Origin of the sequence: Hydrogenovibrio sp. 3SP14C1, assembly GCF_029625905.1 — a bacterium.
GTDB lineage: Bacteria > Pseudomonadota > Gammaproteobacteria > Thiomicrospirales > Thiomicrospiraceae > Hydrogenovibrio.
In genome coordinates this window covers 1-15,151 of record NZ_JARTLM010000006.1, presented here as the reverse complement: position 1 = coordinate 15,151, position 15,151 = coordinate 1, and the positions used below count along the sequence as shown (strand labels likewise).

Annotated in this window: 14 protein-coding genes; 7 read left to right on the top strand and 7 right to left on the bottom strand. The window is 41.8% G+C overall.

The features are described 5' to 3' along the window. Nucleotides 1–58 precede the first annotated feature (58 nt). Nucleotides 59–3,112: a PAS domain S-box protein gene (locus P8629_RS06085; protein ID WP_278165238.1), complete on the bottom strand. Its 3,054-nt coding sequence runs from the start codon at nt 3,110–3,112 to the stop codon at nt 59–61. A gap of 62 nt (nt 3,113–3,174) precedes the next feature. Beyond that, nucleotides 3,175–3,792: a 16S rRNA (guanine(966)-N(2))-methyltransferase RsmD gene (gene rsmD, locus P8629_RS06080; RefSeq protein ID WP_278165237.1), complete on the bottom strand. Its 618-nt coding sequence runs from the start codon at nt 3,790–3,792 to the stop codon at nt 3,175–3,177. A 250-nt stretch (nt 3,793–4,042) separates the two neighbouring features. Here rsmD and P8629_RS06075 point away from each other — a divergent pair, with 250 nt between their 5' ends. Genes P8629_RS06075 through P8629_RS06060 form a run of 4 tightly spaced genes read left to right on the top strand, consistent with a single transcriptional unit; the run spans nt 4,043 to nt 5,716 of the window. Continuing rightward, nucleotides 4,043–4,333: a coiled coil domain-containing protein gene (locus tag P8629_RS06075; RefSeq protein ID WP_278165236.1), complete on the top strand. Its 291-nt coding sequence runs from the start codon at nt 4,043–4,045 to the stop codon at nt 4,331–4,333. A 59-nt stretch (nt 4,334–4,392) separates the two neighbouring features. Further along, nucleotides 4,393–4,866, top strand: a complete 474-nt coding sequence (locus P8629_RS06070; RefSeq protein WP_278165235.1) for a hypothetical protein — start codon at nt 4,393–4,395, stop codon at nt 4,864–4,866. Between the two features lie 52 nt (nt 4,867–4,918). After that, nucleotides 4,919–5,203: an encapsulin-associated ferritin-like protein gene (locus P8629_RS06065; RefSeq protein ID WP_278165234.1), complete on the top strand. Its 285-nt coding sequence runs from the start codon at nt 4,919–4,921 to the stop codon at nt 5,201–5,203. 45 nt (nt 5,204–5,248) lie between these two features. After that, nucleotides 5,249–5,716 carry a hypothetical protein gene (locus P8629_RS06060; RefSeq protein WP_278165233.1) on the top strand — a complete coding sequence of 156 codons (468 nt, stop codon included), beginning with the start codon at nt 5,249–5,251 and terminating at the stop codon, nt 5,714–5,716. 14 nt (nt 5,717–5,730) lie between these two features. Here the strand turns inward: P8629_RS06060 and P8629_RS06055 are convergent, their stop codons facing one another. From P8629_RS06055 to P8629_RS06035, 5 genes are all read right to left on the bottom strand, one after another. Then, nucleotides 5,731–8,121, bottom strand: a complete 2,391-nt coding sequence (locus tag P8629_RS06055; protein WP_278165232.1) for a transporter substrate-binding domain-containing diguanylate cyclase — start codon at nt 8,119–8,121, stop codon at nt 5,731–5,733. A gap of 65 nt (nt 8,122–8,186) precedes the next feature. Continuing rightward, nucleotides 8,187–8,924, bottom strand: coding sequence for an LrgB family protein (locus tag P8629_RS06050; protein ID WP_278165231.1), 738 nt, complete (start codon nt 8,922–8,924; stop codon nt 8,187–8,189). A 3-nt stretch (nt 8,925–8,927) separates the two neighbouring features. Further along, a complete protein-coding gene (locus P8629_RS06045; RefSeq protein ID WP_278165230.1) occupies nt 8,928–9,284 on the bottom strand; it encodes a CidA/LrgA family protein in 357 nt (118 codons plus the stop codon). 172 nt (nt 9,285–9,456) lie between these two features. Next, complete coding sequence (locus P8629_RS06040; RefSeq protein WP_278165229.1) at nt 9,457–10,770, bottom strand: M16 family metallopeptidase; 1,314 nt, start codon at nt 10,768–10,770, stop codon at nt 9,457–9,459. Next, nucleotides 10,770–12,131: a M16 family metallopeptidase gene (locus P8629_RS06035; RefSeq protein WP_278165228.1), complete on the bottom strand. Its 1,362-nt coding sequence runs from the start codon at nt 12,129–12,131 to the stop codon at nt 10,770–10,772. The genes P8629_RS06040 and P8629_RS06035 overlap by 1 nt, the downstream gene beginning before the upstream one ends. Before the next feature lie 87 nt (nt 12,132–12,218). On the opposite strand from P8629_RS06035, the gene ftsY reads away from it, so the two are divergent. The 3 genes from ftsY to P8629_RS06020 are packed head-to-tail and all read left to right on the top strand — an operon-like array spanning nt 12,219 to nt 15,024. Further along, nucleotides 12,219–13,316, top strand: a complete 1,098-nt coding sequence (gene ftsY, locus P8629_RS06030) for a signal recognition particle-docking protein FtsY (RefSeq protein WP_278165227.1) — start codon at nt 12,219–12,221, stop codon at nt 13,314–13,316. Continuing rightward, on the top strand, nt 13,294–14,352 hold the full coding sequence (locus P8629_RS06025) for a DUF2914 domain-containing protein (protein WP_278165226.1): 1,059 nt from the start codon (nt 13,294–13,296) through the stop codon (nt 14,350–14,352). Before ftsY ends, P8629_RS06025 begins: the two co-directional genes overlap by 23 nt. 9 nt (nt 14,353–14,361) lie before the next feature. After that, nucleotides 14,362–15,024 carry a transglycosylase SLT domain-containing protein gene (locus P8629_RS06020; protein ID WP_278165225.1) on the top strand — a complete coding sequence of 221 codons (663 nt, stop codon included), beginning with the start codon at nt 14,362–14,364 and terminating at the stop codon, nt 15,022–15,024. The last annotated feature ends 127 nt before the right edge of the window (nt 15,025–15,151 follow it).

Here is a 15,151-nt window from a genome sequence, read left to right as displayed (position 1 = left end):
GCTTGAATCCGTATTAAACCTTTCATTACCAACTTTTTAAGAAACAAACCTTCCCAATTTAAACCTCAAAATAACGGTATTGATTTTTCCCCATCTGTTTAGCTTGATACATGGCATGATCAGCATGACGTATTAATATCTCGGCATCGACATTATCTCTAGGGTAAAAAGTCACCCCAATACTGGCCGTCACCCCCACCGTGCCCCCTTGAACGTCAATCGGTTCAGAGATAGATTCCAACAAACGTCCTAAAATCATTTCACAATCATTAAAGTCTTCTAAGTTGGCTAACACAACCACGAATTCATCCCCGCCAATGCGAGCCAGAGTATCCTCTTCTCTCAAGACCGTTTTCATACGATTTGAAACCTCAACCAGCAGTTCATCTCCCGCTTCGTGCCCATGTTGATCATTCACTTGTTTAAATCCATCCAAATCAATGAATAACACCGCAAACATAGAGTCATGTCGCTGAGAGGCAAAAATGGCTTGCTGTAATCGATCGGCTAATAAGGATCGATTAGGCAACTCAGTTAACGCATCATAATGCGCAATATGCTCAAGTTGCTTTTGTTGCTCTTTCTGAGAGGTAATATCAGTAAATAGCGCCAAATAATTTTGTGTACTTCCTTCACTATTTTTAATCGTACTGATGGTAAGCATTTGAGGATAAACAGTACCACTTTTATTACGATTCCAAACTTCGCCCGTCCAATGCCCTTTTTCAAACAATGACTTCCACATTAAGTTATAAAACTCTTTCGATTGACAACCTGAGTTTAAAATATTCGGATTTTTGCCCAGCACCTCTTCTCGATCATATCCCGTAATTTGAGTAAAGCCCTCATTCACATCAACGATGCGCGCATGACTATCGGTAATCATAATACCTTCACGCGCATAAGTAAAAACACTGGCCGCTAAATTCAAACGTTCTTCGGCTTCACGTTTGTCAGAAATATCCACATAGCTCACCACCAACCCATAAGTAGGATGATTTAAAGGCGTTGCGCTCACACTCAACCAAACACACCCACCCGGATGACGAACGTGCATAATTTGGTTTTTGATTGTCTCTTGATTTTTTAATGAACGTACACTGGCATATTCTTCTGGTGGCATTATCGTGCCATCCGGCCGACAAATTTTCCATTGCTCAGCATCGTACTTACGAGCCAAGTGCTCTTCACGTGAAATCCCTAACAATGACTCTGACGCAGAGTTACACTCTACTATCTGTCCATGCTTATCTGTCAAAGTCACGCCGATGGGTAAGATTTCAAAAATGGTGCGTAGGCGTTCTTCGTTTTTGATCAATAAATCTTCCGACACCTTACGGTCTGTAATATCCATATGGATTCCAACCATACGGCGAGGGTTACCCTCCCAGTCGCGCTCTACTATTTGTCCTTGTGACTCAATCCAAACCCAATTATCCTCTGGCGAATGTAACCGGTAAGTCACACTATAGGCTTCCTCTTTATCCAGATGAGCCCTTAAACGCTCAGACACATACAGATCATCAGGGTGCAATAATGATAACCATTTATCATGATCCACTTTAAAGGCACCCGGCTCATAACCCAGCATGGTATAAGAACGTTCATCCCAAAGCATAACGTCATTCTTGATATCCCAATCCCATTGTCCGATTTTGCTGGCAGACAGAATCAAGTTCAGGCGTTCATCTTTTTCGGCCAGTTCTTTAGATTGCAGCACCCTTGTCGTCACATCTCGTGATAAAAAGATAAAAGAGACTACTTCGTTTTTATAATTGGTTTTCGCCGCGACAGAAAACTCGTAATAACGTGTCTTACCTTCTATCTCCAAAGAATATTCCAGGCCGTGTGACGTTCCTGTGCTCCTAGCCTCAGCCATCGCTTGAAAGATCACGTCGCTGACACTTTCAGGAAGTACTTCATTAACTTTTTTTCCGAGAAATTGTTCGGGGTTTAAATACAACTTGCTGATATCGGCGGTATGAAAGTTGAGTATGCAACCGTCATGATCTACCTCAAACAATAAATCAGGGATTGTATCCAGTGTGGCTGACAGTTGATTTCGAGCATCAATTAAAGCTTGTTGGGATCGCTCTAGTTCAGACACGTCTTGAGCCACCCCTAAATAACCAATTTTGTGTTGATTTTCATCGAGAATCGGAGTGATGATTAAAAACACGGGAACGGAAACACCATCCTTACGGAGATAATGCCACCTGTGATCATCAGACGTTTCATTCTCTAATTTTTCAATAAAAACTTGAAATCCCTCTACGGGACGTTTTAGGCATTCCGATAATTTCTGAGCCCGTGCTTGTACTTCTTTTTCCAGATGAAACTTTAAAGGGGTTTCCTTACCCACGATTTCTTCAGCGGAATACCCCAAAAGCTTTTGCGCGCCGGAATTAAACTGTGTAATCACACCGTCAGTATCCGTTGCGATCACCGCTACTTCGGTTGAGGCATCCATAATATTGGTCAAGGTGGTTGCAACCTGTTTCAATTCAGCCTGTAACTGTTTACGACGAACCATATCGAAGAACAAAAACAAAATTAAAATAGCTTGCGCAAAAACTGCCAAGACAAGAATTAAGGATTGACGCTCATGACTTTCTTGAAGTTCTTTTTCTTGGAGTACTAATAATTCTTCCAAATTCCTTTGGTAATGTTGCAGATCCTTTTCTTGATGACGACCGGTGGATAGATCATGAATGGTCGAAACTAAAAGAGACTGGCCTTCAAAGGAATAAGGCAGAGAATGAACGGCTACTTTGCGAGTAGTTCCATCTGCTAAACGGTGACGGAAAATAAAGTAATTACGCTTTTCTTCACGCGCTAACGCCAACTCTTTCGATATCTGCTTCGGCGTCAAGGTATTCAAGTCCTGAATGGACATTTGCTTTAAATCTTCACGAGCATAGCCATAAAAATTTTCTGCCGCCCGGTTAGCACGAACAATCTTTCCCGTGACTGGGTTCATAATCAGCATCACTGCGCCCTGACGCTCAAAAAAATCGTCAAACGTCGGCAAGGCATAAGCCACACCGACATAACACACCATTGCCAACACCAAAAAAGGTGGACGAACCAACTTCATCACGTTAAGAATCATAGTTTAATCAACTGTTAACGAAATCATGCTATAAAAAGAATTGTTCACTTTTATACACCCCATTAATTACTCTTCTCTTCAAATTTAAATAAACCATATTTAACTTCTGATGTTGTTTTCTCACGATGACAACACCAACCATTTGGTAACTTAGGCCATTCAAGCGCCTTTTCTTGCTCTAAATACAGCCAGGCCTGGTCATTTTTTACACAATGCTTTTGAAAAAGAAGATCCACCACGGGCTGCATCAACCCTTGATGAAAAGGAGGATCTAAAAAAATCACATCAAACGGTTTAGACGGCGTTTGTTGCAACCATTGCAAACTATCCGTTTGTATGACCTTTGAGCCGGGTATTTTCAAAGTGTCTAAGTTCTGCTGAATCTGTTGAGCTGATTCTTTGTTCAGCTCTAAAAAACAGACTGATTTCGCGCCTCGAGAAAGCGCCTCCAATCCCAAAGCGCCAGACCCGGCAAAAACGTCTAGACATTCCGCACCTGAAATATCAAACTGCAGCCAATTAAAAAGCGTTTCACGAACACGGTCAGAGGTGGGGCGGAGTCCTTCTGCATTCATAACAGGTAACTTTCGACCCCGAAAATCGCCGCCAATAATACGAAGACTCCCGCCAGCTTGATTGGATTGCTTTCGACTCGGTTTTCTTTCAATTCGTTTTTTCATCTATCGTGTTTCAGTATATTTTTTATAAAATCTTATAGTTATATAATAACGGACTCAATTTACTTGCGTTTAAAAAAAACAGACAAAATCTGACTATCACAGGGTAAACCCAGCTTATATAATTAAGCAGTAATACTTAATTTGACAAATCACCGACTCAATTGGTAAGGTAATACCAAGTTCATTTAAATACAGACGTTAAATGAATGACGTTACATGCACACAATTCATCCAAATTTTAGGAGTGACTATGAGCACAAGTAACAAACAAGCCTACCAACAAAAACTTCAAGCGCAACTTGACGAATGGTCTGCTGAGATTGATCAGTTAAAAGCCAAAGCCAGTCAGGCAAGTGCGGATGCACAAATTGATTACAACAAAGAAATCGAAACGCTCAAATCTTACCAAGCGCAAGCCAATTCAAAATTATCAGAACTTAAGTCAGCCAGTGATGATGCTTGGCAAGATCTAAAAAGTGGTACTGAAGATGCCTGGAAAAGCCTACAAGCGGCTATCAAGTCTGCAACAGATCGTTTCTAATTTCTTACCCCCTTTCCTAACGTTACTTACACTCAAGATCAACTAGACGAGGTATTAATATGAAAATCAAAAGAAGCAACCTCGCTGTATCTGCTTTAGTGAGCATCATGGCATTCAGTTTTATGACAAACAGCCCTTCAGTGCTGGCAGCAGAGCATGACACGTCTTTCAAAGAGGTTAAAAAGGAATCACAGGAATTATTGCAGTCGTTGAAATCTTATTCTGCCAATCAGAAAGATGAAGCTGTGCAAGCGACCAAAAAAGCTTTAGACAAGATAGACGCGCGCATTGAACGCTTGGAAGAAGACGTCAGAGAAAACTGGAATGCGATGGATAAAGCCACCCAAGAACAAACACAAAAAAGTCTCAGAGCATTGCACAGACAGCGAAACAAAGTCGCGGAATGGTATGGAAGCCTTAAAAATAGTTCCGCGGAGAGTTGGAATCATATTAAACAAGGGTTTTCTGATGCCTACCAATCTGTTAACGATGCCTGGGAAAAGTCTGTTGAAGCCTTTCAGTCCGCCGATTGATTGAGCTTCGTGTAACTTTTAGATTAAAACACTTAAAAAGGAGAATACGTTTATGTCAGGATACCATGAACCGGTGAACGAACTATCACATGAAACACGAGATATGCACCGCGCATTAATGTCAATCATGGAGGAGTTCGAGGCCATTGATTGGTACAATCAACGAATCGAAACCTGTCAAGATGAAGCGCTAAAATCTATCTTAATTCACAACCGTGATGAAGAAAAAGAACATGCTTCCATGATGCTGGAATGGGTTCGTCGTAAAGATAAAGCGTTGGATCAACAGATGAAAGAGTATCTTTTTACTGACAAACCAATTACTGACAAAGGATAAAGAGAGCACCTGTTACCTCTTTTAGAAAATGGAGACTGGTTCACAGTGAAAAAGTTTTTTGATTTTATTATGACCTTAAGCTACTCCTTAGCAGCTTTAGTGTTATTTGGCATGGCCTTTACCACCATTGGCTGGTCGGTTTATGAGGTCATCATGCAAGTAGACAATGATGAGTTGCTCAGTGGTGAATTTGTCTCGATTATGCTGCAGTCTGTCGGTGCGATCGTTATTTCGGTTGCCATTATCGATGTTGCTAAATACATGGTAGAAGAAGAAGTTTTCCGAAACAAAGAACTACGCTCCCCTAAAGAAGCCCGACAGACCATTACCAAGGTCATTGTAATTCTCTCTATTGCGGTGGGCATTGAAGGGTTGATTTTTATCTTTAAAGCGGGCAGTCGAGACATTACCTTGCTACTATATCCAACCTCAATGATTATCGCTGCCGTGGTATTGATTGTCGGCTTAGGGGTTTATCAAAAACTCAGTACCTCAATCGAAAAGAAACCTTAACGGGTTCCTTTTATTCAATCTAATTCAAGAGCTGGGCAAACTTGGTTTCGGCCAAGCTGTTTGGCTTTGTATAAATTTTGATCTGCACGATTCAAACAATCATTAATGGCTTCTCCTTTCTGATATTCCGCCACACCTAAACTAAAGGTTTGTGAAATATTCTCTGGGAATGTTTGGTGTTCAATCGTTTTCTGTACTTTCTTGGCTAAGCGCGTTGCTTGTGCTAAAGAGGTCTCAGGGCAAATTAAAATAATTTCCTCTCCCCCCCAGCGGCCAAAAATATCGGTTTTACGAATTATGGTCTCAATCGTTTGTGTACTCACAACCAGAACTTCATCGCCCACTAAGTGACCGTATTGATCATTCACTTTTTTAAAATAATCCAAGTCCATCATAATAATGCTGAACGTTGAATCATAGCGATTGGCTCGCTCAACTTCACCATCCAAACACTGATCTAAATACTGTCGATTATAAACACCCGTTAAATGATCCGTCACCGATAAAACCGAAAGTTGCTTGTTTGTTTCTTTTAATTTTTTTTGTGTATTTCGAAGCTTACGGTTAAAAAATGCAAACACCAGTAACAATAAAAAAAACGGTGTTAACACAATCGTCATTTGCTGCCAGTTATATTGTTTTTGATAACTGACTTGCAGCCATTTATTTGAAATATCGGTATAAGTTTCCGAGGAAACCTGTTGCAATACTTTTTGAATAATACTGTACAGCTCGGGCCAGTCATCACGAACCGCAATGGCAATATCAGCTCTAAACGGCATTTCGCCTGATATTTTAACGTTAGCCAACCCACTGTTTTTGATATGATGCCCGATGACCGCAACATTATCCACATACCCGTACGCCTTTCCATTGGCGACCGCCTCTATGCCTTCTTTCGGAGTGTCCACCAACAACAAAGACAAATTCGGATAAAATCGTTTTAATTTTGCATGAGAGGCATAACCCCGGACCACACAAATCACTTTACCGCTTAATTGCTTTGAATCTGCAATATAAGGCGTGCTTTCACGAGTGGCAATCGCCATCGGCAATTTAAAATAAGGTTTGGTAAAGTTAACATATTCTTTCCTTTCCTCTGTTTCAATCACCGCAGAAAACACATCCAGTTTTTTCTGTTTCATAAATTCAGTCGCCTCAGGCCAACTCAAATGCATCGCGGGTTTGAATTGAATCCCTGTTTTCTGCTGAATGACTTGAAAAATATCTTTGGCGATCCCTGAATAACGGCCATTTTCATCCACAAACTCGACGGGCGCATAAAAACGATCAATCGCTAGATGAACGACAGGATGTTCGTTAAGCCATTTTTTTTCTGGGGGTGTAAATTCGATTGCCCGTTCATTAGAACGATATATCCCCTTTTTCAAGTTAACTTTGCTGTCAATCAATCCGTGTTTTTGAAATAAATTGGCAATAAACTGTAAGCGGCCCTCATCTAGCTTTCCGATAGGCGTAGTACTTAAAGACATTGCATCTTCAATCGCATTCGCTTCATACATTAAATGCCTAAAGCTTTTTTTCACGTTATAGTGAGACTGAATATAGCGCGCCATTTCTGCTTTATGGTTCATGGCATATCGCCACCCTTTCAAAGTGGCTTTTCGCATTTTCTCAACCCGTTCAGGATGATTGGCAAGCTCTTTCTGGTTGGTAAAAAGCATATCGCCATACAAATCAACGCCGTAATTAATTGGATTGATCACATTGATTGGAATATTATTCTCTTGAAACGCATATGCTTCATTGGTCAAATACCCAGAGTAGGCATCGACTTGATTTTGAACCAACATCCCCATATCAGACTTGATCGTTCGTTCAATGGTCGGGGAAACACCGGCTTCGTGTAACATGGCTAAAACCGAAAACCCATCGGTATCTTGTTGATACAAAGCGATTTTTTTATTTTTGAGTTTATAAGGACTGCCTAAGCCTGAAGAGGCTAGGGTGAATAACACTTGCGGGGAATGTTGAAAAATGGGGGCAACAATGACTACCGGTGCATTTTTAGCTTGATACAACAACAAGATGGAATCACTAACCCCATATTGGGCTTTGTTGTCGATGACTTGTTGAATGTTATTTTCATGAAGGTCACGAGGTTGAATGTCAACGTCCAGTCCTTCGGCTTGATAATAGCCTTCTTTTTGCGCAGCGTAATAGCCAGCAAATTGAAATTGATGATGCCACTTTAATTGCAGCGTTACTTTTTCCAACGCGCTTTCATTGAGTTTGGATGGGGGATCTGCATAAGCGGCATTTGATAAAAAAATGCTCAATCCTATACAAAACCATACAATTCCAATCAATCCACGCTTGAAAATCATGTCATTCTTTTCAGGCCACACCCCGTTCAGAACAGTATTCAAGACTTGTTGTACCACTTGCTTTTCTCATTATTGTTTATAATTCCATCATAAACAATTCTAACTCGGTTGTCAGCGCTTCTTTAAAAAACATCCAGCCAGTGTAAAAACGTCACCAGGTAAGGCAAGATAAGCGCCGTTAAAACAGCTGACAAAGCCATGGCTAAGCCTGAAAAAGCGCCCATTTCGGAACTTTCTTGAAATGAACGCGCTGTTCCGATGCCATGTGCCGTCACCCCCATTGCAATGCCTTTCACACTGTCATCTTTTATTTTTAGGATTTGGAACAACTTAATGCCCATAATCGCGCCTAAAATCCCAGTCACCACCACTAAGACTGCGGTTAACGATGGCAAGCCTCCTATTTTTTCTGAAATCCCCATCGCAATCGGTACCGTAACCGATTTAGGGGCCAAAGATAAAAGGGTTTCCAAACTGGCGCCGGAAACGCGAGCAATCACAATAGAACTGATCGCACCAATAACAACCCCTGAGAACAGAGCCAAACTAATTGGTAACCAATTCTGTTTCAATTTACTAAATTGCCGATAAAGAGGTATCGCCAAAGCAACCGTTGCAGGGCCCAACAAAAAGTGAATGAACTGACCGCCTTCAAAATAATCTTCGTAAGACATGTCTGACAATGATAAAAAAAGAATGAGTAATGCTATGGCAACAACCACTGGATGCAATAATGCATTCTTATGCCCTTTTTCATACAGTTTTATCGCCAAAGAATAAGCAACCAAAGTCATAGTTAACCCCATCAAAGGCGAGGCAGATAAATAAACCCATAGGTGACTCAACTGATTTTCAGTCATGACTCACCGCCTTTTTAGAGAATTTTTTTGCGCCCATAGCATGACAAACGCGGTGGCCATCATGGTTGCCAAAGTACTAAAAACCAAGGTCAACCCAATAGGAATCCACTCACTGACAATACGATCAAAATACACCATAATGCCCACACCTGCAGGCACAAACAACAACGACAAGTGGCTGAGTAGCCCATTTGAAACGTCATCAAGCGATTCACTGGAGCGACCTCGCCATAACAGTATGGCAAACAGCAGAATCATACCGATCACCGGCCCGGGAATCGGCAAATTGAAAAGAATTGCGGTCATCTCGCCGATAAGTTGAAAAATCAGCAGTAAGGTAATGCCATGCAAAAAATTCATTGTTTGTCCTTATCTGTCACAAAAAACATTCTCAAACGTCCCAAAGAAGCCCTATTCTATAAAATGCCTTTCAATATTTCACGATAATACAACCTTGATCATATTGCGGGATTTTTGATAGGCATAAAAAAACCGCCAGGCCTGGCGGTTTTTGATGACAAAGATTCCATGCTTATTTCAAATCAGGTTGCCCCACCATGACAGTTAACAACTTATCAGGGTGAATCTTTTTATTCCACGCTTTTAAGATATCAGCTTTAGAGATAGATTCGATTTTTTTCGGAAACTGTTCTAAGTAATTCAAAGGCAAGTTATAAAACCCGATCATTGAAATATATCCCGCAATCTTCGAATTACTGTCAATTCTCAAAGGGAAGCCACCAATCAGATTACTTTTAATTGCTGCTAATTTCTGATCAGAAAAGTCTTTCATAAAGTCAGATAAGGTTTTCTTAACGACGTTATTTGCCTCTGCAGCAGTCGAATTTTTGGTCGACAACCCAATTTGGAAGGGGCCGGCAACTTTCATCGGAAAAAAGCCACTCGAGACCCCGTAAACCAGCCCACGTTTTTCGCGCACTTCTTCCATTAATAAAGAGCCAAACCCACTGCCTCCTAACAAATGATTTCCTAAAAACAACGCATAATAATCCGGATCCCCACGTTTAACCCCTAACTGAGCCAAAGCATAATATGTTTGTGAAGAATCAAAACGGGTCAAGACGTTCTGCGCCTGCTTGAGCGGTTTAGGCTCTGGCAATGCCGCAGGTTTTTGACCAGAGGGCAAATTACGCGTTAATTGTTCGGCTATTTTTTCTGCCTCAGTACGGTCAACTGCCCCGACAATCGTTACTTGTGCATTACGTGCCACATAATACTGATGATAGAAATCGGTTAGTTGCTGTGGCGTGATTTTTTGAACGGTCTTAATGGTACCCACGGTTGGGTGAGCATAAGGATGGTCTCCATATAGTTTTGCCCACATGGCATCCGATACGATCGCTTGCGGCTGGACACTTTTTTGTTTTAACCCAATCAACAATCGCGCTTTTTCTCTTGCCAAAATAGACGGTCTGAAAATCGCTTGGCTCAGCGTTTCTGACATCAAGCCTAACGCCGGGGTTAAAATTTCAGGTCGGGTGAGCGTTCTCAAATGAAGGCTTGCAGTATCACGCCCTGCAGAGGATCCAATTTGAGCACCGAGTTTATTGAAGGTTTCAGAAATACTATTCTCGTTATGCTTAGGCGTTGCAGTACCAATTAAACCTGCAGTTAATGAAGCAATACCCCACTTTTGACCATCTCTGGCAGAGCCCGCATCAAACAAGACTTCTACATCCATCATGGGCAATTCAGGCGCGTGTACATACAGCACTTTACTGCCTTTAGTGGTTTCCCACGTTTGGATATTAACAGTCGCAGACACTTGCAAAGACAGCAATAACCCACTCGTTAGCAACATCAATTTAATGACTAATTGTTTCATTATCGAATCCCTCCGTGCATCGCTTGACCAGAACGGGGTTTGGCTTCTTCACCATTCGGCAATAAAGTCGCAATCGTCACCGCATCCCGTTTCAAATATTTTTGAGCCACTTTTTGCACTTGCTCAGGAGTCACTTTTCTAAGATTTTTAATCCAATTATCATAGGTATCAACAGGCAGCCCAACACTGACCAAAGACCCCAAAATCATCGCTTGTGTCTGAATAGAATCTTGATGAAAAACATACTGTGCTTCGGCATGAGACAACACGCGTTGTAACTCTTTTTGAGATATCGGCGTTGATTTCAGTTTCTCAATTTCTGTCCACAATGCAGCTTCGACCTCTTGCAAGGTTTTTCCTGCCGAAGGCGTTGCATCAAAACGAAATAGCGTCTCTAAGCGACTGGTCTCGTCATAACTTGTTGAGGCGCCCGCCACGATTTTTGAACCTCGCACCAAGTTTTTAGTCAATCGAGCACTGTCATCCCCGTCCAAAACACTTCCCAAAACGGACAAAGCATACACTTCTTCTGGGGTCTTGGCTGTCACAAGCGTTGGAGCATGAAACCCCATCATCACACTCGGTGATTTCGTTGGCCCCTTAAGTTGAATACGACGTTCACCAGCCTGTTCAAGTTCTATACGTGGCTTTGGAGGCGTAATCTGTTCCGCTTGATGAGCTCCATAGTATTTCTTAGCCCATTGATAAACCTGTTGTGGATCCACATCTCCAACAACAACCAGGGTTGCATTATTCGGCGCATACCATTTTTGATACCAATGACGAACATCCTCCACTGTCCAATGCCGAATATCGGTCATCCAACCAATCACTGGGTGATGTTGTGGGCTGTTGACGAAAGCGGTGGCTTTAAACAGTTCATACAATTTTGATTCAGGCTGATCCTCTACTCGCCAACGGCGTTCTTCGGTAACCACATCCCTTTCTTTCTGAAATTCTGCATCGGTTATCACGACATTTCGCATTCGATCGGCTTCCAATGACATCACTTTTTCTAAATGCTGCTTACCAACCACTTGATAATAAGCGGTGTAGTCTGAAGACGTGAAGGCATTATCCTGTCCGCCCAATTTAGAAACGATTTTTGAAAACTCTCCCGGTGCAAGCGTTTTCGTTCCTTTGAACATCATATGCTCAAGCATATGAGAAAGCCCTGAAATGCCTCCATGTTCATAATTGGAGCCCACTTTATACCAAACTTGTTGCACCGCGACAGGGGCACGATGATCTTCTTTGACCAAAACGTTCATCCCGTTATCCAACTTAAACATTGAAACAGTTGCCTGCACGGGATAAGCAAAAATTAAAATCAGTCCAAATAAACCGATTCGCATCATCATTGAATCTCCTAAAATAACCGTAATTTCATTTATAATAACCGAAATAAATCATTCAAGTATGAACGAAACTTGAAAACAGGAAGACACATGTTTAGTTTTTTAAAACGCAAAGATAAACCCGTTGAACCAGAGACGCAAAAAGACGTCCATGACGAGAGCCTCACTGAACATACAGTGGAAACGGTACCATTACCCGAAGAAGCTGCTACGACTGACACGCCAGATACCAGCGAGCGGGCAGAAAAAACCATCAGGCCTGGATTTTTCACGCGCTTAAAAAACAGTTTAAGCAAAACGCGTAGCGGATTTACCGAAAGCCTTGCGACCTTGGTAATGGGTCGGAAGGAAATCGATGATGACTTGCTGGATGAATTGGAAATGATTCTATTAACCGCAGACGTCGGTGTTGAAGCGACTGATAAAATTATCAAGAGCCTCACCGAACAAGTATCCCGTAAAGAATTAAAGGAACCCGAAAAGTTGGTTCAAGCATTGAAACAGCAGCTTGAAACCATACTGGAACCGGTAACACAGCCTCTGGTTTTACCTGAAAATAAAAAACCTTTTGTCATCTTAATGGTCGGGGTCAATGGGGTCGGGAAAACAACCACCATCGGAAAACTGGCGAAAAAATTTCAAAATGAAGGTAAGTCGGTGATGCTGGCTGCTGGCGATACCTTCCGAGCAGCGGCAGTTGAACAACTCCAAACCTGGGGAGAACGTAACCAAGTCCCTGTAATTGCTCAGAAAACCGGAGCGGATTCTGCTGCGGTGATTTTTGATGCCATTCAATCGGCCACGGCTAAAAACATTGATGTCCTAATCGCCGACACAGCAGGCAGACTTCATACACAATCCAACCTGATGGAAGAACTCAAAAAAGTCAAACGCGTTATCCAGAAAGTCGATGACACTGCACCTCATGAAGTCATGCTGGTGTTAGATGCTGGAACAGGACAAAATGCTTTGAGCCAAGCGCAACAATTTTATGAAGCGGTGGAAGTTACCGGACTGACGCTCACCAAACTAGATGGAACTGCAAAAGGAGGCATTATTTTCGCACTTGCTGAAAATATGGGCATCCCTGTGCGGTTTATTGGTGTTGGGGAAGCAATTGATGACCTTCGTCCTTTTGATGCCAATGAATTTTCAGAGGCTTTATTTGACCAATCTAACAACGGTTAAAACATCCATGAATACGCCTGAAACAGCCAATGCAAATCATCATTATGCTTTTAAAAAAGGCTATCGCATGGCGATGGACGGGAAACCGTTGTCGTATATGCCAAGCTCGATTAAACGTGATTCAGAAATGCGAAAGTATTTTCAACAAGGCTGGGGCCAACTTCATGAAGAGGTAGCCGCATCCAACGAGATGGAAGCAAAGCCACCTTGGCGAAACCGTTTTGCATGGTTTCTAATGATGATGCTTGCTGGGATAGGTACCGCGTCCTTAATGATCAGCAACATCAATGACAATAAAACAGAGCAACAACACCGTATTGATCAAAGCCTGTTTCAAACAGACAAGACACCCTCACAAGAATCAAAACCTGTTTCGTTAAAAGCATCGACTTCACCTAAAGAAGCCTTGCCAAAACTGCCTGAAACACCCTCTGATAAAATCGTCTTCATTGATGAATCTTTGAGTTTAATTGATCCTGAAATGCCTGTTGAAGATGTTAAGCCGAGCAAACCTTTAAAACTCGACAAAGAGTCGATCCCCCCAGAAAACCAATTATTATCTACTAAAGAAGAATCGACTCAATCAAAACCGGAAACAGATAGCTTAACGCTTTTATCCGAACAGCAACGCACTGACTTAGCGGCGAGCCAACAAGAAAAACAAGCTGCTAAAACTGCGCAACAGCAGCCATTGGCAAAAATTCTAGACAGTGGCATAGTCATTAAAGCTGCACAATTTACGTCTGAAATTAAAAACCACCAACCGACTACGACAATGTCTAATGTGGTTCCAAAATATATCCGCAAACTTTATTTTTTCACCCAGATTGCCAATGCAAAAGATCTGACTATTTATCATCGTTGGATTTATCAGAACCGAGTGATGGCAACAGTGCCATTAAAAATAACAAGCCCTCTTTATCGTACTTGGTCGAGCAAACGATTAACCAGTGCTTGGAAAGGACAGTGGCATGTTGAAGTACTTAATCAGCAAAAAAATGTCATCGCCCGTTATTCATTTTGCTATATAGAGTAAAAAAGCCATATGTTAAAACAATTTTCTACCCTCATTATGATCTCGCTAAGCGCTTTGTTGTTGGCTAGCTGTTCAAGTAACCCGCCTAAGTCGTCTTATAATAATATTTGTTCAGTCTTTGACCATGATTCAGACTGGCAAGAAGCGGCTCAGGACGCGGAAGAAAAATGGGGAACCCCTGCTTATATCTTAATGGCGTTTGTTCATCAGGAATCACGTTTTACGCATGACGCTCAACCTGCAAGAGAATATGCATTAGGCATGATTCCTTTGCCTAGACGATCTTCTGCTTATGGGTACAGTCAAGCGCAAGATCCGGCTTGGTATGATTACCAAAAATCGACTGGAAACTGGTCAGCAAGACGGAACAATATTGACGACACTATGGACTTCATTGGTTGGTATAACTATCAGTCTCACAAACGCAACGGTATCTCTCGACATGATACTTATAGCCTTTATCTAGCGTATCACGAAGGGCAAGGTGGATATTCCCGTAAAACCTACTTGAAAAAACCTTGGCTTAAGAAAGTTGCTTACAAAGTAACCAAACAGTCTGTGCGCTATAAAGCACAACTTAAAAACTGTAGCCGGTACACAAAATCAAGTTACACGCCTTCTAAACCGACCAAAGGAAATGCTCAATGTCGAGCAGCGTGGCCATACTGTTAAAGTGAATTTCCGCAATAAAAAAAGGCCGCAAAAGCGGCCTTTTTTATAAGTCATAGATTCAACAAGCAAGTGCAACACCTAGGAATAGAAAAAGGTTAGCTAATGAGCTACCTTTTCAGTTCCCCAA

Coding starts and splice junctions, on each gene's coding strand:
- P8629_RS06020 (WP_278165225.1), top strand. CDS start 14,362: ATGTTAAAACAATTTTCTACCCTCATTATGATCTCGCTAAGCGCTTTG.
- P8629_RS06050 (WP_278165231.1), bottom strand. CDS start 8,924: ATGACTGAAAATCAGTTGAGTCACCTATGGGTTTATTTATCTGCCTCG.
- rsmD (WP_278165237.1), bottom strand. CDS start 3,792: ATGAAAAAACGAATTGAAAGAAAACCGAGTCGAAAGCAATCCAATCAA.
- P8629_RS06035 (WP_278165228.1), bottom strand. CDS start 12,131: ATGATGATGCGAATCGGTTTATTTGGACTGATTTTAATTTTTGCTTAT.
- P8629_RS06070 (WP_278165235.1), top strand. CDS start 4,393: ATGAAAATCAAAAGAAGCAACCTCGCTGTATCTGCTTTAGTGAGCATC.
- P8629_RS06045 (WP_278165230.1), bottom strand. CDS start 9,284: ATGAATTTTTTGCATGGCATTACCTTACTGCTGATTTTTCAACTTATC.
- P8629_RS06065 (WP_278165234.1), top strand. CDS start 4,919: ATGTCAGGATACCATGAACCGGTGAACGAACTATCACATGAAACACGA.
- P8629_RS06075 (WP_278165236.1), top strand. CDS start 4,043: ATGAGCACAAGTAACAAACAAGCCTACCAACAAAAACTTCAAGCGCAA.
- ftsY (WP_278165227.1), top strand. CDS start 12,219: ATGTTTAGTTTTTTAAAACGCAAAGATAAACCCGTTGAACCAGAGACG.
- P8629_RS06085 (WP_278165238.1), bottom strand. CDS start 3,112: ATGATTCTTAACGTGATGAAGTTGGTTCGTCCACCTTTTTTGGTGTTG.
- P8629_RS06040 (WP_278165229.1), bottom strand. CDS start 10,770: ATGAAACAATTAGTCATTAAATTGATGTTGCTAACGAGTGGGTTATTG.